This is a genomic window from Formosa undariae, assembly GCF_042427615.1.
In the GTDB taxonomy this organism is placed as follows: Bacteria; Bacteroidota; Bacteroidia; order Flavobacteriales; family Flavobacteriaceae; genus Formosa; species Formosa undariae.
In genome coordinates this window covers 514,613-532,019 of record NZ_JBHMEZ010000003.1, presented here as the reverse complement: position 1 = coordinate 532,019, position 17,407 = coordinate 514,613, and the positions used below count along the sequence as shown (strand labels likewise).

Genomic DNA, 17,407 nt, shown 5'->3' with positions numbered 1-17,407 from the left:
CCAGATTATATATGCAACATTTAAAGATTTCCTTTTATCTATGTGCGATTGTATTGTGTTTTACAAATTGTGCTAAAGATGAAGATGATTTTCTAGTTACCACCTCAGAAATAAACGATTTTGTTTGGAAAGGCATGAATGCTTTTTATTTATATAAAGACAATACTCCGGAGCTGTCAGATGCTCGGTTTTCATCGATTACCGAATATCAAAACTATTTAAATGGTTTTTCTACACCAGAAGATTTGTTTCATAGCTTACTGTATAATACAAGTACGGAAGATCGATTTAGCTGGATAACCGACGATTATATAGCACTTGAACAGCAATTTAATGGAGAATCTATTACCCACGGTATGGAATACGGTTTGGTGATATTAAAAAATGGAGGGAATAAAGTTTTTGGCTATGTGCGTTATGTTATGCCAAATACCGATGCCGAAAGCAAGGGCATAAAACGAGGCGATATCTTTAATCGTATAGATGGAGTCGAGTTGTTTTATAATTCTTCAACAGATTCAAATATAGATTTAGTGCAAGGCACGTCGTATACTATAGGTATGGCTGCTTACGACGATAAAGGTACAGAAACTAGGGACGACGATAGTTTTGAAAGCATAGCAGAAGAAGTTGCTTTGGTGAAATCGACATATACTGAAAACCCCATTTATGATCAAAAAATCTTGGCGGTTAACGGAAAAAAAATAGGCTATTTAATGTATAATGGTTTTACAGGGACAGATGTTTTCGACTCACAATTAAATAGTGCTTTTGGTACGTTTAGGAGTGAAGGAATAACCGATTTAGTTTTAGATTTAAGGTATAACCCTGGAGGTTCTGTGAGCACAGCGACTTGGTTAGCCTCTATGATTACAGGACAATTTACAGGCGACGTTTTTATTAAAGAAGAGTGGAATAGTGATTGGCAAACCTATTTTGAAAATAATGATCCTGAGGGTTTATTAAACCCATTTGTAGACACTATGGAAAAACGTAGTACGTCAGGTTCAGTGTCTTTTAGTGAAACTATAAATCATTTAAATTTAAGTAAAGTTTATGTGATTACCACGGGTAATACAGCTTCTGCAAGCGAACTTATTATTAACGGATTAACACCTTATATAGATGTCGTTCAGATTGGAGGAATTACAACTGGTAAATATCAGGCATCACGAACGGTTTACGATTCGCCAACATTTAGTAAAGCAGAAGTGAATACTAAGCATACATACGCCATGCAACCTTTAATCTTTAAATCGCTTAATGTTTTGGGTAATACTGATTATTTTGATGGATTAACACCAGATATCCTATTGAGTGAAAATTATGGGAATTTAGGAATCTTAGGAGATCTTAATGAGCCATTGTTGGCTGCAGCTATAGCCGATATTACCGGAACAGCACGGAGACAATATACTATAGAAACTTCGAAATCTGAAGAGTTAAGTCATAGTAAAATGCTTCAGCCTTTACCAAATGCTATGTATGTAGATTAATTTTTAAGGATGAATAAAATCTATTTCAATTGGAGTTCTGGAAAGGACTCTGCTTTGGCGTTATATGAATTGCTACAGGATGAATCTTACTTGGTTGAAAAATTAGTTACAACTATAAATTCTCATTTTAATCGAGTGTCTATGCATGGGTTGCGTGTAGAATTATTAAAAACGCAGGCTGAAGCTATAGGGATTTCTATAGATTATATAGAGTTACCGGAGCAACCAAATATGGATGATTATAATACCATAATGAATACGGCTGTAAACCAATTAAAAGCTGAAAATTATACACATGCAGCCTTCGGTGATATTTTTCTAGAGGATTTAAAATTCTATAGAGAAATGCAACTTTTAGAAGTTGGAATTCAAGGCATATTCCCGTTGTGGAAGCGAAATACTAAAAAACTAATCACGGAGTTTCTCGAATTAGGATTTAAAGCTATTGTAGTTTGTGCCGATGCTAAATATTTTACAGAAGATTTTGTAGGGACTGTTTTAACGCTAGATGTTATTAATAATCTACCAAAAGACGTCGATCCTTGTGGCGAAAATGGTGAATTTCATACCTTCTGTTTTGATGGACCGTTGTTTAAATCGTCAATTCTATTCGAAATAGGGGAGAAGACCTATCGTGAATATCCAGCCCCAAATAAAGAAAGTAAACCTGCAGGATTTTGGTATTGCGATTTAGTGAGTAAAAATTAAACGTGCGTTACTTTTTATCAAAAATAATATGTTGGTAAGCTCCTAGATCTGGCTCAGCTGTTCTGTTATTATTTAAGATATCTAAAGGCACCTGATTTGCAAAACTAGAAGCACCAAGATTTATCGCTTTAGAATTACTCCCGATAATCATTTGGTTCGCATTTGGACTTTTGAATTCTGGATCTTCATTAAATAACATGTTTTCGTAATGCGTGGCATCATCAAAATCATAATTTGGTCCCGTATAATTAGTGCCAAATGAATTTTGGAAACGGACTAAACAATTGGTGAATTTAAAATTAAAAGCCACCTGATCGTCTTCAATTTCATCAAGAATAAACTCAGGATTATCATTTCCGTAAATAATACAATTATTAAAATTAGCTTCAGACAAATTGGCTAAATACGCTGTATTCTCTTCGTCTAACATATAATTATTAATCAATAATGCAGGATATTGTCTAAAACTGTTATTCCAGTAATTTGCAATGGTAGCGTGTGTTATATTGTAACGTCCACCCAAAGTCGCTGCAAAAGACGATTGTCCGCTGTTATTTATTACAAGATTTTCTGCGGTAATAGAGGTGTTTCTCCCTAAAACTCCAAAATTACTACTGTTATAAATTTGTGTATTTTTTAGCGTTAATTTATTGTCGTTGGGATTGCCTTCACTTAAAATTGCAACGGTTGCATTTTTTATAGTAGCATAATTTAAGCTGTTATTTCGGCTGTCTTCATATAACCAAATTGTGCCCCACTGTCCAGGAGTGTCCGAAAAGTTAGGTTCTAGTCGGTCGCCTTCAAAAATCACTTCATTTTCTAAAAGTTCTTGATCGTTACTATAGCTTCCATTAACCTGTAAAGAAGCATTTTCGCCAACAAATAATCCGGAATCACTATGAAAATGAAGGCGAGACCCCGCATCAATAGTTAATGTTTTAGTGTTAGGAACTGCGGCATAGCCGTAAATAACATATGGTTTCGCGTTGGTAAAAATTAATTCGTCATCGGTTAAGTATCTCCCTTGAATTTCGGTAGAAACCTGTTCGCCATCAATTTCAATAGTTAAGGTTTCTACTATTCCATCATCACCTTTACTCGGGTAAATAAAAACAGCATCTTTAACTAAAGTCACTAAATCTACTTTCTGAGAGTTCGTTGCTGAAGTGAATTCAATTTCATCGGTATATAAATAAGTAGCCTCAAGGTTGCTAAAATCGTTATAATCTATAGTGGTTTCAATAAACACATACATGCTGTCTTTTGCTAAAATTTTAACATTTTGAAATACTTTACCCGACATTCCATCTACATTAAGACGATAGCTTGAGCTTTCTCCACGCATTAATTTTAGCGACGGGATTACGATATCTTCATTACTATTATTATACACTTTTAAATTGTAAGTGCTCGAACCAATATTGGTAAAAACGGTATCTAGGTACACGGTATCTTTAGAGAAAGTTAGGGTTCCGTTACTTTGAGAAAATTCGAAATCTTTTCGACATGAACTCCAAAGCATTAAAAAAAGACAACATGATATAAAATAGATAATACGTTTCATAATGTAAACTGAATCTCTTTTAGAGAGATATTAGGTGAAAATATAACTTTTGGTCGATAATAAAGATTTTATCTTTTAACGTTTTGATTACAATTTTATTGAAAGATGACTTTTACATCTTCCGGTATTCGTGTTGGGCGTTTTGTCTCGGTGTGTATTAAGCACCAATGTGTTTCTGCAGTTAGCATGAGTTTCTTTGTCTTCGCATGAAATAGTTCTACCACACGAATAGATTTTACGCCAGTAGCTTTTTTAATGAAGGTTTTTAAGACCAACTCATCCCCTAAAAGGGCTTCACCTTTATAATATATGTGATGTTCTATAACCACCCATATATATAGGTCTTGCATTTCTGCAGTTGCCGTGTTTTGCCAATGTCCTTTTGCTACATCTTGAATCCATTGCACATAACGCACATTGTTTACATGGTTTAGTTCGTCTAAATCGTCTTCGGTAACGGTAACCTTAAGTTCAAATTCTTTCATGAATTATTTCTTAGGTTTTACGGTGACCTCAAATAATTTATCCCAACGTTTTCCTGTTACAAATAGTGTTTTTGTTGTTGGGTTAAAAGCCATACCGTTTAATACGTCTAAACCTTGGTGTTGGGTCACTTTCTTTTTTAGTGGTGTAAAATCGATAACACCTTCTACAGCACCATTTTTCGGATTAATAATGGCGACACCATCTTTTTGGTAAATATTAGCATAGATTTTTCCGTCTATCCATTCCAATTCATTTACACGCCCAATTTTTCCTTTGTTCGTATATACTTGGATATAACTTTTCTCTTCTAAAGTTTCAGGATCTAAAATCCAAATTTTCTCCGTTCCGTCACTTTTATATAATACGTGGCCATCGTTACAAATTCCCCAACCTTCCTTACTATTATTGTATTTAAAGCTAGATATCTTTTCTAAAGTGTTTACGTTGTAAACAAAGCCAGTACCTTTTTGCCATGTTAATTGATATAGTTTATCGTTTAAAACGGTTAAGCCTTCACCAAAATATTCGTCGGCTAATTTTATATTTTGTAAAATGGCTCCAGTTTTATAGTCGATTTTTCTAAGCTTAGATTCTTCATACTGGCCTGTGCTTTCGTAAATCGTATCGTTATGGAATTCTAAACCTTGAGTGTACGATGTAATATCGTGAGGAAATGTGTTTAATAATTCGAAAGTGTACACTTTTGGAGATGCATCGTTTAGTATAAGTAGGGGCGAATTTATCGTTTGAATTTCTCCAGCCGTATAAATCATCGCTTTTATATTTTGTTTTCCTAGTTTCTGCTGACTCAAATTTGTGTTTTCAGAAATTTGAATGTCATTAATAAAATAAACGACGGAATCGATTTTGATGTTTTTCGAGTTGTTTACAGAAAGATTTAGGTCCTTATGAAGGGATATTCCGTTACCTGGAGCATTTGTTTGTAGTGAAAAATCACTTTTTTTATCATTTGTGCTACTTCCACAAGAAATTAATGTGGCAGTTAAAAATATGACAATGAGTATGTTAATTGCTTTCATCTGTAAAATTTAATTTTAAGCAATTTATTTATTTAAAATCAGTTAAAAAAATCATTGCGTAAAAATAAAAAGGATGTATATTTGCACCGGCAAGTCCTACACAACTAGCTCCTGTTGAATCCTCCAGGGCGGGAACGCAGCAAAGGTAAATGGTCGTAGCAGTGTGATGTAGGTAGCTTGCCTTTTTTTATGCCTTATAGTTTCCTAAATTTCTATTCACTTTTCACTTATTAAAATTGTATTTTTACCAACTTAAATCATAGTATTAATTTATGTCTAAAGTTGTTTTAATTACAGGAGGTTCTTCAGGAATAGGAAAATCTATAGGAGAATTTTTATCTCATAAAGGATTCAAAGTTTACGGTACCAGTCGGTCTCCAGAACGTTACACTTCAAGCAAATTTCCCATTTTAAAATTAGATGTAAAAGATGTATCTACAATTTCAACTTGTGTGCAATCACTATTGGAAAAAGAAGATCGAATCGATATTGTAATTAACAACGCGGGTGTTGGTATTACAGGGCCGATAGAAGAAATTCCTTTAGACGAAATGAAAAATCATTTCAACACCAATTTTTTCGGTCCGCTAGAAGTTATTAAAGCGGTTTTACCTCAAATGCGAAAGCAACAAAGTGGTTTAATTATAAATGTTACTTCTATTGCGGGGTATATGGGATTGCCATATCGTGGTATTTATAGCGCAAGTAAAGGTGCTTTAGAGTTAGCCACCGAGGCACTAAGGATGGAAGTGAAAGCATTTAATATTAAAATGACCAATGTGGCACCGGGCGATTTTGCAACTAATATTGCTTCAGGTCGTTTCCATGCGCCTGTGCACGAGAATTCTCCTTATAAATTACAGTACGAGAACACTTTAAAATTAATGGATTCCCATGTCGATTCCGGTAAAGATCCTATAATTATGGCGGAAGCTATTTTTAAGATTATAAATACCGAAAATCCAAAAATTCATTATAAAGTTGGGGAATTATTACAGAAATTCTCTATCGTTCTAAAACGTGTACTACCCGATAAAGTATATGAAAAAATGCTGTTAAATCATTATAAATTATAAAACGTAAACGTTTACGTAAATAAAGGCGGTTATTTTGGTGAAATAGCATTCCAAATACGCTTAATATTGTAAATTAGCAACATAGATATAATACAATTAAAATAAATATATAATAATGAAATTTTTTATTGATACAGCAAATTTAGCTCAAATTAAAGAAGCACAAGAATTAGGTGTTTTAGATGGGGTAACTACAAACCCGTCATTAATGGCAAAAGAAGGTATTACTGGACACGATAATATTTTAAAACATTACGTAGACATTTGTAATATTGTTGAAGGTGATGTAAGTGCGGAAGTGATTGCAACAGATTTTGAAGGTATGGTTAGAGAAGGTGAAGCCTTAGCTGAATTACATGAGCAAATTGTTGTAAAATTACCAATGATAAAAGATGGTATTAAAGCATGTAAATATTTTTCTAATAAAGGAATTAGAACCAACGTTACTTTAGTATTTTCTCCAGGACAAGCGTTATTGGCTGCAAAAGCAGGAGCAACGTATGTTTCTCCGTTTATTGGTCGTTTAGATGATATCTCTACAGATGGTTTAAACCTGATTGCTGAAATTCGTCACATCTATGATAACTATGCTTTCGAAACTCAAATTTTAGCAGCTTCTGTGCGCCATACAATGCACGTTATTGACTGTGCTAAATTAGGAGCAGATGTTATGACGGGACCGTTAAGCTCTATCGAAGGGTTGTTAAAGCACCCACTTACAGATAGTGGTTTAGCTAAATTTTTAGAAGATTACCAAAAAGGAAATTAATTCCTAATAGTCTAATAAATAAAGATCCTCAACATATGTTATGTTGAGGATTTTTTTTGTGATCTATATTTTATGTAAAAGGTATACTTACTGATTTAGCATGCCTAGTAATTGCACCTCAAAATCTTTAGAGAACATGTTTGTATGACTGTTAATAATAGTCAGGTTCTTATTAATTAGCATCACTCTATTAATGGAATTGATGGCTAATGTTTGTCTAGAAAAGTGAGGATCTTTAAAGTGATATTCATTTTTAAGCGAATACTTGTGTTGCTCCAAATAATTTATCCATTCAGCATTATCTTTATCAATATTCATGGCTATAAAATCTATTTCAGGATATTTTTTGGCTAATTCCTGAGTCATTTTATGGCTATCTAAAAAATGATTTTTTAATGTAAAAGACCAAAAGTAAATCACTGTTGGACGTTTAACAAAGTCGCTTAAATAAAGTTCTTCATTTAAATTATTTGTAACAATGGTATTTGGTAATACGTTTCCAGGTTTTAACTTTTCTAAAGATTCGATTAAACCCGTTATTTGTTCATTGTTTTTAGGTAGTGTGCTTTTTTCTAGATAAGATTTTAAATACGGTGTGTAGTTACTAATTTTAGCAGACGAGTTAATGTAACGTAATGCTGCAAAATTTAATAACGAATTTTTTATAGAATCGTTAGAGACTAAATTATCAATTAATTCTAGTTTAGATAAGTTGAAATCTAAATTCTTATTATCAAAAATACTATCGTTAGACTGATTAAAATGTTTTTGTAAAGCAATATTGTTAAAATGATATCTTAAAAAGGTAAAATACGGAAAGTAATCTTTTAAAGCTGCGTCGTTATAATCTACTTTAGATCTGTAATTATAGAAATCGCTAGGTAAAGATTTCATGTTTTTTAATTCATTATTCGCGTAAAAGGTAAAGGGGTACAATTCTTTCTGTGCGTAAAAATTATAATCAATGTTGGCTTGAGCGATGTGTTTAAATTGATCTGATGTTTTATATTTTGCTTGAAATTGATCTAAATTATTCTGATAAATGGCTTTAATAGAATCGACTTTAAAAGCAAAAATTTCCGGAGTGGTCTGGCTAAATTTTAAAATGATACGGTTAGAGCGTTCATTTTGTAAAAACATATTAATTAAGTAATTGTTTTCCTTTGCGCCACGCCCAGTAAATACAAGGGATTCGTCGAAATCTAGATTGTTTAATCTAAAAATAATACTGTCGTTAGGTTCTAGTAAAACCATTTGTATTTCTCCACCGTGTGAAAACGTATAGAGTCCAGAATTTACAGGGTTTATCTTAAATAAAAACCTGTTATTTTGGTCTAAGTGTACGGTGTCTAATACATTTTTGTCTTGAGAAATAACCACATAATTATTAATGGGATTAATTATTTCTCCTCCTAAAAAAGCACAGGCATCATGTCCATATTTGTTCTCCTTTTTACAGGATGTAAAACAAATTGAAAGTAAAAGAATTAAGTAAAGGTGCTTCATAAATAAGAGCTCTCTTGATTAAACAGGTACAAACAAAAATATGGGAAGCAGTCAACTTCGTCTGTTAACAGGGTGTTAAATATTTTTAAGATATTATTTCTTTCGTGTAATGGATGTTATTTTCTATTTTTGCGGCTAATTAAAACACAATATATGTTATCAGTTTCAAATCTTTCCGTTCAATTTGGGAAGCGTGTGCTTTTCGATGAAGTAAGTACAGTTTTTAATCAAGGTAATTGTTACGGGATTATTGGTGCTAATGGCGCTGGAAAATCAACTTTTCTTAATATAATTGCTGGAAAGCAAGAGCCTACTTCAGGACGTGTGCATTTAGAACCAGGCAAACGTATGTCGGTTTTAGAGCAAAACCACAACTTGTACGACGAGCATACGGTATTAGAAACCGTTATAATCGGAAACAAGCCTCTGTTTAAAATTAAAACAGAAATAGATGCGCTTTACGCTGATTATACAGATGAAAACGCTGAAAAAATTGGAGAACTTCAAGTACAGTTTGAAGAAATTAATGGTTGGAATGCCGATAGCGACGCGGCTGCCTTATTATCTAACTTAGGGATTAATGAAGAACATCATTACACCTTAATGAAAGATTTAGATGGTAAACAAAAAGTCCGTGTGTTGTTAGCACAAGCATTATTTGGAAACCCAGACGTTTTAATAATGGATGAGCCTACTAACGACTTGGATTACGAAACAATTACGTGGTTGGAACATTTTATTGCTAATTTCGATAACTGTGTAATTGTGGTATCTCACGATAGACACTTTTTAGATGCGGTGTGTACACATATTTCAGATATCGATTTTGCTAAAATTAATCATTACTCAGGGAATTATACATTCTGGTACGAGTCGTCTCAATTGGCGGCAAGACAGCATGCACAGCAAAACAAAAAAGCTGAAGAGAAGAAGAAAGAATTAGAAGAATTTATTCGTCGTTTCTCTGCTAACGTTGCAAAAAGTAAACAAGCAACTAGTAGAAAGAAAATGATCGATAAATTGAATATAGAAGATATTAGACGTACAAGTAGACGTTATCCTGCTATTATATTCGAACGTGATAGAGAAGCGGGAGATCAGATTTTAAATGTTGAAAATCTATCGGCTTCAATAGACGGGGAAGTGTTGTTTAAAAACATCAATTTAAACTTAAATAAAGGAGATAAAGTCGTTATATACTCTAAAGATTCTAGAGCTACTACTGCATTTTATCAAATACTTAATAATAAGGAGCAAGCAGATTCAGGTTCTTTCGATTGGGGTGTTACAACATCACAATCTTATTTACCTTTAGATAACAGTGCTTTTTTTAATAATAACCTAACCTTAGTAGATTGGTTACGCCAATGGGCAACTACAGAAGAAGAACGCGAGGAAGTTTATGTTCGTGGATTCTTAGGAAAGATGATTTTTAGTGGGGAAGAAGCTTTAAAAACATCTAATGTATTATCCGGAGGAGAAAAGGTACGTTGTATGTTAAGTCGTATGATGATGGTTAGAGCTAACGTATTAATGTTAGACGAACCAACAAACCATTTAGATTTGGAGAGTATTACAGCGTTTAATAACTCGTTAACTAATTTTAAAGGAACCGTGTTATTCTCTACACATGATCATGAATTTGCTCAAACTTTAGCAAATCGTGTGATAGAATTAACACCAACCGGTATTATAGATCGTTATACAACGTTCGATGAGTATATGTCTGACTCAAAAACAAAAGAACAGCGTAACAAAATGTACGCTGTCTAAGTTATAAATTAAAATATTGCTTTAAAAACCCTGATTCGTCAGGGTTTTTTTATGCGTCTAATTCCGAAGCTGTGGCTTCAATAATTTTAGCAGCCGCTTGTTGCTCGTCTTTATTAACGTATAAATCTTGTTGGCCCTGAATGGAGCTTCCAAAACCAGCTAACCTTCCAGATTCACTCTCATCTTTAACAATGGCATTAATGCCAGCAGCTTCAAGATCTTGAATAATTCTCTGGGTGATAATAAAACTTCCTGTAAATACTCTTATATAATTTGAATCGTCCATGTTTTAAAAATTTAGTTATACTTAAAGATACAAACTTTTAAATCATTTTTTTTAAACAATTGAAAAATGCCTGTAAATAGGGGGATGAAAAGTTTTTTGAAAATAAATTAAAAAAATAGGTTGTTATCTCATTTATAACCTTACATTTGTAGTAATTATAATTATTTAATATTTTACAATGAACAAAGGAACAGTAAAATTCTTTAACGACTCTAAAGGATTTGGATTCATTATTGAAGACGACACAAACAAAGAACATTTCGTACACATCTCTGGATTAATTGATGAAATTCGCGAAGGTGATGCAGTAGAATTCGATTTACAAGAAGGTAAAAAAGGATTAAACGCAGTAAATGTAAAAGTAATCTAATACTTTCAGTAGTATATATACTTTTTAAGATCTTGAAACCCTATCAATTTATTGATAGGGTTTTTTTATGCTTATAATTTAGATTATGAAGATTTTACCTAATTTTATTAACTGAAAATATAAATGGGTATTTGTTTTGCCGAGTGGTTTATAATCTTAAATTTGTTACTATTAATAATATTATTTCTTATACACAGTGAAAAACGGAACAGTAAAATTCTTCAACGAATCTAAAGGATTTGGATTTGTAACAGAAGAGGGTTCAAACGAAGAGTATTTTGTACACGTTTCTGGCTTAATTGACAGAATCGAAGAAGGAGATACAGTTGAATTTGAATTAAAAGAAGGAAAAAAAGGGTTAAACGCAATAAACGTAAAAGTAATTTAACTTTATTCTTTAATTTTTGACACAAAAGAAAGCCTGCAATTTGCAGGCTTTTTTATTTATATATTATCAGTCGACTATCTTAATTCTGCGCCTAATTTGCTTTCAAAATTAGATTGTAGTTTATTCATGATCTTATCGATTTGTTTATCGGTAAGAGTCTTTTGCTCATCCTGCAAAATAAAGCTCACTGCATAACTCTTTTTGCCTTCAGGTAAGTTTTTACCTTGATAAACATCAAACAGGTTTACATCCTTTAAAAGTTGCTTTTCTGTTTGTTTTGCTATCGTAAAGATTTCTTCAAAAGATACTTGATCGTCTAGCAATAAAGCAAAATCACGACGTACTTCTGGATGCTTAGCAATTTCCGTGTATTTCGTTTTATTATGTTTTACCAAATCGATAATGGCATCCCAGTTAAAGTCTGCAAATAATACTTCTTGAGAAATATCAAAATGTTTTAAAATACTAGATTTAACTAAGCCAAATTCGACTAACTTAGTTTTTCCTAATCCCAATTGAAGGCCTTCGCTAAATATATCGTTAGAAATAGGAGAGGTTCTAAATCTGGTTAATCCTAAGCGCTCTAAAACCGTATTAATAATTCCTTTCATGTAAAAGAAATCTCCTTTTAAAGGTGCCGAGTTCCATGTTTCGGTAGATTTATTACCGGTTACAAAAAGCGATAAGTGTTTAAATTCTTCACGATTTTCGTTGTAATGATGATACGTTTTTCCAAATTCAAAGAATTTTAAATTGGGACGTCTTCTGTTTATATTGTGAGATACAGCTTCTAAACCTGAGAACAGTAAAGATTGTCTTAAAACAGATAAGTCGTTACTTAACGGGTTTAGCATACTAATGTTATGCTCTGCTTTTAATTGCTCGCTTAAACCAACGTAATCTGGCGAGGTTAAAGAGTTGGCCATGATTTCGTAAAAACCTTGAGCGGCTAATTGATTTCCAATCTTATTTTGAATTTTATGATCTTCAAAACGAGATGAATTAGAAATTGAGGCGTTTAATTTTTCAGTTGTTTTTACATTGTTGTAACCGTAAACACGTAGAATTTCTTCAATAACATCAGCTTCACGTTGTACATCGTTTCTGTAAGCAGGAACAGTTAAGCCTAAACCTGTTTCGGTAACGTTGTTTATTTTGATATCTAAAGACATTAAAATGCGTTTAATTACATCTTTAGGGATTTCTTCTCCAATAAGACGTTTTGCATTATCAAAACTTAAACGGACTTGAAAATCTTCGATTTTATTACTGTAAGAGTCTTCAATTTCACTTGAAATTTCACCACCAGCAAGCTCAACAATAAGTAATGCAGCGCGTTTTAATGCATATTCACATAAATTAGGATCTATACCTCTTTCAAATCTAAAAGAAGCATCTGTGTTTAATCCGTAACGTTTAGCTGTTTTTCTAACGCTTACAGGGTTAAAATAGGCGCTTTCTAAGAAAATATTAGTTGTGTTTTCTGTAACTCCAGATTGTGCACCTCCAAAAACACCGGCAATACACATTGGTTTTTCAGCATCGCAAATCATTAAATCGTCTTCATGTAACGTGCGTTCAATACCGTCTAAAGTTGTGAATTTTGTACCTGCTTCTACCGTTTTTACAATCACTTTCTGACCAGAAATTTTATTATAGTCGAAAGCATGTAATGGCTGTCCTAAATCGTGCAATACATAATTGGTAGCATCTACAACATTGTTTTTAGGCGTTAATCCGATAGCTTTAAGTCTGTTTTTTAGCCATTCAGGAGATTCTTCTACTTTAATTCCTGAAATACTAACACCGCAATAACGTGGTGCTAACTCTTTATTTTGTACATCGACGTCTATACGAAACGATCTGTTATTTACATGAAAAGAACTTACAGAAGGTGTAATTAACTCTGAGTGAATTTCCTTTTGAAGTAACCCAGCTCTCAAGTCGCGAGCGGTTCCATAATGACTCATGGCATCCGAACGGTTAGGTGTTAATCCAATTTCGAAGACTAAATCATTTTCAACATCAAAAATGTCGGCAACAGGCGTTCCAACTTTTAAGTCGGCATCTAAAACCATAATCCCGTCATGAGATTTTCCTAATCCAAGTTCGTCTTCAGCGCAAATCATTCCAAAACTTTCTTCGCCTCTAATTTTACCCTTCTTAATTGTCCAAGCTTCACCAGTTTCAGTATATAGAGTGGTACCAATAGTCGCCACAGGAACTTTTTGTCCAGCGTCTACATTAGGTGCTCCACAAACAATTTGTACTGGAGTTTCTGCTCCAATATTTACCGTTGTAATTTTTAATCGGTCAGCGTTTGGGTGTTGTATACAGGTTAGTACTTCTCCTACTACAATACCTTCTAAGCCTCCTTTTACGGATTGAAAAGCATCTATGCCTTCAACCTCTAAACCAAGGTCGGTTAAAAGTTCTCCGGTTTGCTCTGCAGACCAGTCCGTTTTAATAAATTGTTTTAACCAATTGTATGAAATCTTCATCTAAAGCGTGTTTTCTTAAAAGCGCAAAGATAGTAATAGTTCAACGTCTATAAAATTGTAAAATGTTTTTTATTGTAAGGAATTTGCTGTTTCTTCGAATACTATTTTAAACTTTATTTTATGCGTTATTTTTTATTGTTATTTTCTGCAATTTGTCTTGTTAATTGTGGACAATCGGATCCGGAAAAACTTGAAAAAGGTATGTGGAGAGGACTTATAGAAACTCAAGACCAAGAAGCCTTGCCTTTTAATTTTGAGGTGATTAATGATAGTTTACTCACTGTTTTTAATGCAGATGAGGAAATTAAAGTAGACGAGATTTCATTTGAAAATGATAGCGTAATAATAAAGCTTCCTGTTTTTGAAGGGTATTTAAAAGCGAAACTTGTAGACGGAAAATCTTTAAACGGATTTTTTATTATCGATGATTTAAACCGATCAGTGCCTTTTAAAGCTGTTTTTGGTGAATCTTTTCGGTTTAAAACCACTAAAAACGCAGATGTAAATGTTGATGGGAATTGGGAAACAACTTTTAGTCCAGATAGTTCAGAGGATGTATATAAAGCCAAAGGGATATTTAAGCAAGACGGAGATAAGGTTACAGGGACATTTAGAACAACAACTGGAGATTATCGGTTTTTAGAAGGTTCTGTTGAAGGGAGTACCATGAAGTTATCTGCTTTCGATGGGGCTCATGCCTTTTTATTTACTGCCCAAGTAAGCGATAGTACAATGTCAGGGATGTTTTACTCCGGGAATCACTATAAGGAGCCATTTATAGCAAAGCGCAACGATAAATTTGAATTAGCCGATGCGGATTCTTTAACGTTTTTAAAGCCAGGGTTTGATGCTTTGGCGTTTTCATTTCCTGACCATAAAGGAAATATGGTGTCGTTGTCTGATGCCCAATTTAAAAATAAAGTGGTGGTGGTTCAGCTCATGGGGAGTTGGTGTCCGAACTGTTTAGATGAAAGTAAATACTTTGTAGAGTATCTAAAATCTCATAATTCTGAAGATATCGCTTTCGTTGGATTGGCTTTCGAGTATGCTAAAACTGAAGAAAAAGCCTTTGAAAATATTGAACGTTTAACCTCTAGGTTGGGTATTACGTATCCTGTTTTATTAGCTCAATATGGATCTACAAACAAAGAAACTGCCCAAGAAAAATTACCTATGTTAAACCATGTGTTGTCTTATCCCACTGCTATTTATGTGGACAAAAAAGGAAAGGTTAGAAAAATACATACTGGATTTAATGGGCCTGCTACAGGAGATTTATATGTTGAGTATAAATCTGATTTTGAATCATTTATTTCTGAATTGGTGAATGAGTAGTTTAACTGATATAATTCCAGATGTTTTTATATTTTGCTACTTGTTGGTAAGTAAAAAGAATCGGACGATGCTGGTCTTTAATAAGTCTAGGGTCGTCTTTTAGGATTTCTTTTGCATGAAAACGGGCTAGTTTTAAAATGTCGTTATCTTTAATAATATCGGCAATTTTAAGGTTTAAAATTCCACTTTGTTGTGTTCCCATAATATCTCCAGGACCACGTAAGCGTAAGTCGACTTCTGCGATTTCAAAGCCATCGCTAGTTCTTACCATGGTCTCTAAACGTGTCTTGCTATCGCTACTCAATTTGTGACTCGTCATTAAAATACAGAAACTCTGTTCTGCTCCACGGCCTACACGACCTCGTAATTGGTGAAGTTGCGATAATCCAAAACGTTCGGCACTTTCAATAATCATTACAGAAGCATTTGGTACGTTAACACCAACTTCAATAACTGTAGTGGCAACCATAATTTGTGTTTCGCCTTTTATAAAACGTTGCATTTCAAACTCTTTGTCGGCGGGTTTCATTTTTCCGTGAACAATCGAGATTTGGTATTTCGGACTTGGGAAATCACGAGATATACTTTCGTAACCATCCATCAAGTCTTTATAATCCATGTTTTCGCTTTCCTGAATCAATGGATATACAATATAAACTTGTCGACCCTTATCTATTTCATCTCGAATAAATCGTAACACTTTTAAGCGGTTAGAATCGAATCTGTGAACTGTTTTTATTGGGCGTCTTCCAGGGGGTAATTCGTCAATAATCGAGATGTCTAAATCGCCGTATACAGACATCGCCAAAGTCCTCGGAATAGGTGTTGCCGTCATCACTAATATGTGTGGGGGAATAGTGTTTTTTTTCCACAATTTACTTCGTTGGGCAACTCCAAAACGGTGCTGCTCGTCTATAATGGCAAGGCCTAAATTCTTAAATTTCACCTTATCCTCAAGGAGTGCATGTGTGCCAATTAAGATGTCTAATTCGCCATTTTCAAGTGCTTCGTGAATTATTCGTCTATCTGAAGTTTTAGTTGAACCCGTGAGTAGTTTAATTCTGATATTTAGATTGTTACATAGTTCACTTAATCCGTTAAAGTGCTGGACTGACAAAATTTCAGTCGGCGCCATTAAGCAGGCTTGAAAACCGTTGTCAAGTGCGATTAACATTGACATAAGTGCGACTATGGTCTTCCCCGATCCCACATCGCCTTGTAAAAGACGATTCATTTGGGCATTACTCCCTAAATCGGCACGAATTTCTTTAATTACGCGTTTCTGTGCGTTGGTTAAATCGAAGGGTAAATAGTGTTTGAAAAAGGTGTTGAAATGTTCGCCAACTTGGTCGAAAGTAAACCCTTTTATTTTTGATTTATGAATTAGATTTTTCAGAATTAATTGCAGTTGAATGTAGAATAATTCTTCAAATTTTAATCGGAATTGTGAGCGTGCGAGAAGCTCTTGGTTTTTTGGAAAATGAACATTAAAAAGTGCTTCAGATTTGGACACTAATTTTAAATCAGATAATAAATTTTGAGATAATGTTTCTTCAAATTTCCCATGAGTTTCAAGAAACAATTGTTGCATGATTTTATTCAGTACACGATTTGTAATTCCTTTATTCGATAATTTTTCAGTCGAAGGATAAATGGGTTGCATAGCAGAACGTAGATTTTTCTCATGTTCTTCTAACAGTTCCATTTCAGGGTGTGGCATACTAAAATTAGTGCCGAATGCATTAGCTTTCCCAAAGATCACATAATCGGTATTCAATTTAATGCTTTCTTTTAACCATTTTGCACCTCGAAACCAAACGAGTTCCATGGCTCCTGTGTCGTCTTTAAAAGAGGCGACTAAGCGTTTTCCTTTGCCTTGCGATACTTCTTTAAGGCCCGTAACACGTCCAACAATTTGAACATCGGCATTGTTGCGTTGTAATTGGGCTATTTTGTAATATTGAGTGCGATCTAAATACCGGTTTGGAAATAAGTTAATTAAATCCTGATAGGTATGTATGCCAAGTTCTTTTCTAAGTAAATCGGCACGATTGGGGCCGACACCTTTTAAGTAGTCAATTGGGGTTTGAAGCTTGGAATTCATAAAAA

At 33.7% G+C, this 17,407-nt stretch carries 15 protein-coding genes and 1 other RNA gene; 9 read left to right on the top strand and 7 right to left on the bottom strand.

Annotation, left to right across the window (positions count from 1 at the left end; translation table 11 throughout):
- The first annotated feature begins 11 nt into the window (after positions 1-11).
- Both ACFFVB_RS05750 and ACFFVB_RS05745 read left to right on the top strand, forming a co-directional pair.
- Positions 12-1,496 carry a GFO_1087 family putative carboxy terminal peptidase gene (locus ACFFVB_RS05750; protein WP_382381759.1) on the top strand — a complete coding sequence of 495 codons (1,485 nt, stop codon included), beginning with the start codon at positions 12-14 and terminating at the stop codon, positions 1,494-1,496.
- A 9-nt stretch (positions 1,497-1,505) separates the two neighbouring features.
- Complete coding sequence (locus tag ACFFVB_RS05745) at positions 1,506-2,204, top strand: Dph6-related ATP pyrophosphatase (RefSeq protein ID WP_382381758.1); 699 nt, start codon at positions 1,506-1,508, stop codon at positions 2,202-2,204.
- Between the two features lie 7 nt (positions 2,205-2,211).
- On the opposite strand, the gene ACFFVB_RS05740 is transcribed toward ACFFVB_RS05745, so the two are convergent.
- The 3 genes from ACFFVB_RS05740 to ACFFVB_RS05730 form a co-directional block, all read right to left on the bottom strand.
- Positions 2,212-3,768 (bottom strand): hypothetical protein, encoded by a 1,557-nt coding sequence (locus ACFFVB_RS05740; protein ID WP_382381757.1) that lies wholly within the window; start codon positions 3,766-3,768, stop codon positions 2,212-2,214.
- Between the two features lie 95 nt (positions 3,769-3,863).
- A complete protein-coding gene (locus ACFFVB_RS05735; RefSeq protein ID WP_382381756.1) occupies positions 3,864-4,253 on the bottom strand; it encodes an acyl-CoA thioesterase in 390 nt (129 codons plus the stop codon).
- Between the two features lie 3 nt (positions 4,254-4,256).
- Positions 4,257-5,294 (bottom strand): glutaminyl-peptide cyclotransferase, encoded by a 1,038-nt coding sequence (locus ACFFVB_RS05730; RefSeq protein WP_382381755.1) that lies wholly within the window; start codon positions 5,292-5,294, stop codon positions 4,257-4,259.
- 87 nt (positions 5,295-5,381) lie between these two features.
- Between ACFFVB_RS05730 and ffs the strand changes: the two genes are divergently transcribed.
- The 3 genes from ffs (at position 5,382) to fsa (ending at position 7,139) form a co-directional block, all read left to right on the top strand.
- Positions 5,382-5,480, top strand: an RNA gene (gene ffs, locus ACFFVB_RS05725) — signal recognition particle sRNA small type.
- Positions 5,481-5,566: 86 nt separating this feature from the next.
- Positions 5,567-6,370, top strand: a complete 804-nt coding sequence (locus tag ACFFVB_RS05720) for an SDR family oxidoreductase (RefSeq protein ID WP_382381754.1) — start codon at positions 5,567-5,569, stop codon at positions 6,368-6,370.
- Positions 6,371-6,485: 115 nt separating this feature from the next.
- Positions 6,486-7,139, top strand: coding sequence for a fructose-6-phosphate aldolase (fsa, locus tag ACFFVB_RS05715; RefSeq protein WP_382381753.1), 654 nt, complete (start codon positions 6,486-6,488; stop codon positions 7,137-7,139).
- An 87-nt stretch (positions 7,140-7,226) separates the two neighbouring features.
- Here the strand turns inward: fsa and ACFFVB_RS05710 are convergent, their stop codons facing one another.
- Positions 7,227-8,645, bottom strand: coding sequence for a TlpA family protein disulfide reductase (locus ACFFVB_RS05710; RefSeq protein WP_382381752.1), 1,419 nt, complete (start codon positions 8,643-8,645; stop codon positions 7,227-7,229).
- A 153-nt stretch (positions 8,646-8,798) separates the two neighbouring features.
- Here ACFFVB_RS05710 and ACFFVB_RS05705 point away from each other — a divergent pair, with 153 nt between their 5' ends.
- Positions 8,799-10,418, top strand: a complete 1,620-nt coding sequence (locus ACFFVB_RS05705) for an ABC-F family ATP-binding cassette domain-containing protein (protein WP_382381751.1) — start codon at positions 8,799-8,801, stop codon at positions 10,416-10,418.
- Between the two features lie 49 nt (positions 10,419-10,467).
- On the opposite strand, the gene ACFFVB_RS05700 is transcribed toward ACFFVB_RS05705, so the two are convergent.
- On the bottom strand, positions 10,468-10,704 hold the full coding sequence (locus tag ACFFVB_RS05700) for a putative signal transducing protein (protein ID WP_382381750.1): 237 nt from the start codon (positions 10,702-10,704) through the stop codon (positions 10,468-10,470).
- 178 nt (positions 10,705-10,882) lie between these two features.
- Here ACFFVB_RS05700 and ACFFVB_RS05695 point away from each other — a divergent pair, with 178 nt between their 5' ends.
- Complete coding sequence (locus ACFFVB_RS05695) at positions 10,883-11,074, top strand: cold-shock protein (RefSeq protein ID WP_038528380.1); 192 nt, start codon at positions 10,883-10,885, stop codon at positions 11,072-11,074.
- Between the two features lie 196 nt (positions 11,075-11,270).
- Entirely contained in the window at positions 11,271-11,462 is a 192-nt protein-coding gene (locus ACFFVB_RS05690; RefSeq protein ID WP_382381749.1) for a cold-shock protein, read from the top strand.
- A gap of 74 nt (positions 11,463-11,536) precedes the next feature.
- Here ACFFVB_RS05690 and pheT read toward each other — a convergent pair whose 3' ends face one another.
- On the bottom strand, positions 11,537-13,963 hold the full coding sequence (gene pheT / locus ACFFVB_RS05685) for a phenylalanine--tRNA ligase subunit beta (RefSeq protein ID WP_382381748.1): 2,427 nt from the start codon (positions 13,961-13,963) through the stop codon (positions 11,537-11,539).
- 120 nt (positions 13,964-14,083) lie between these two features.
- On the opposite strand from pheT, the gene ACFFVB_RS05680 reads away from it, so the two are divergent.
- Positions 14,084-15,298, top strand: coding sequence for a peroxiredoxin family protein (locus ACFFVB_RS05680; RefSeq protein WP_382381747.1), 1,215 nt, complete (start codon positions 14,084-14,086; stop codon positions 15,296-15,298).
- 1 nt (position 15,299) lies between these two features.
- Here the strand turns inward: ACFFVB_RS05680 and recG are convergent, their stop codons facing one another.
- Positions 15,300-17,402 (bottom strand): ATP-dependent DNA helicase RecG, encoded by a 2,103-nt coding sequence (recG, locus tag ACFFVB_RS05675; RefSeq protein ID WP_382381746.1) that lies wholly within the window; start codon positions 17,400-17,402, stop codon positions 15,300-15,302.
- Positions 17,403-17,407: the final 5 nt, after the last annotated feature.

Coding starts and splice junctions, on each gene's coding strand:
- ACFFVB_RS05750 (WP_382381759.1), top strand. CDS start 12: ATGCAACATTTAAAGATTTCCTTTTATCTATGTGCGATTGTATTGTGT.
- ACFFVB_RS05740 (WP_382381757.1), bottom strand. CDS start 3,768: ATGAAACGTATTATCTATTTTATATCATGTTGTCTTTTTTTAATGCTT.
- ACFFVB_RS05695 (WP_038528380.1), top strand. CDS start 10,883: ATGAACAAAGGAACAGTAAAATTCTTTAACGACTCTAAAGGATTTGGA.
- recG (WP_382381746.1), bottom strand. CDS start 17,402: ATGAATTCCAAGCTTCAAACCCCAATTGACTACTTAAAAGGTGTCGGC.
- ACFFVB_RS05700 (WP_382381750.1), bottom strand. CDS start 10,704: ATGGACGATTCAAATTATATAAGAGTATTTACAGGAAGTTTTATTATC.
- ACFFVB_RS05705 (WP_382381751.1), top strand. CDS start 8,799: ATGTTATCAGTTTCAAATCTTTCCGTTCAATTTGGGAAGCGTGTGCTT.
- fsa (WP_382381753.1), top strand. CDS start 6,486: ATGAAATTTTTTATTGATACAGCAAATTTAGCTCAAATTAAAGAAGCA.
- ACFFVB_RS05735 (WP_382381756.1), bottom strand. CDS start 4,253: ATGAAAGAATTTGAACTTAAGGTTACCGTTACCGAAGACGATTTAGAC.
- ACFFVB_RS05730 (WP_382381755.1), bottom strand. CDS start 5,294: ATGAAAGCAATTAACATACTCATTGTCATATTTTTAACTGCCACATTA.
- ACFFVB_RS05710 (WP_382381752.1), bottom strand. CDS start 8,645: ATGAAGCACCTTTACTTAATTCTTTTACTTTCAATTTGTTTTACATCC.
- ACFFVB_RS05720 (WP_382381754.1), top strand. CDS start 5,567: ATGTCTAAAGTTGTTTTAATTACAGGAGGTTCTTCAGGAATAGGAAAA.
- ACFFVB_RS05745 (WP_382381758.1), top strand. CDS start 1,506: ATGAATAAAATCTATTTCAATTGGAGTTCTGGAAAGGACTCTGCTTTG.
- pheT (WP_382381748.1), bottom strand. CDS start 13,963: ATGAAGATTTCATACAATTGGTTAAAACAATTTATTAAAACGGACTGG.
- ACFFVB_RS05680 (WP_382381747.1), top strand. CDS start 14,084: ATGCGTTATTTTTTATTGTTATTTTCTGCAATTTGTCTTGTTAATTGT.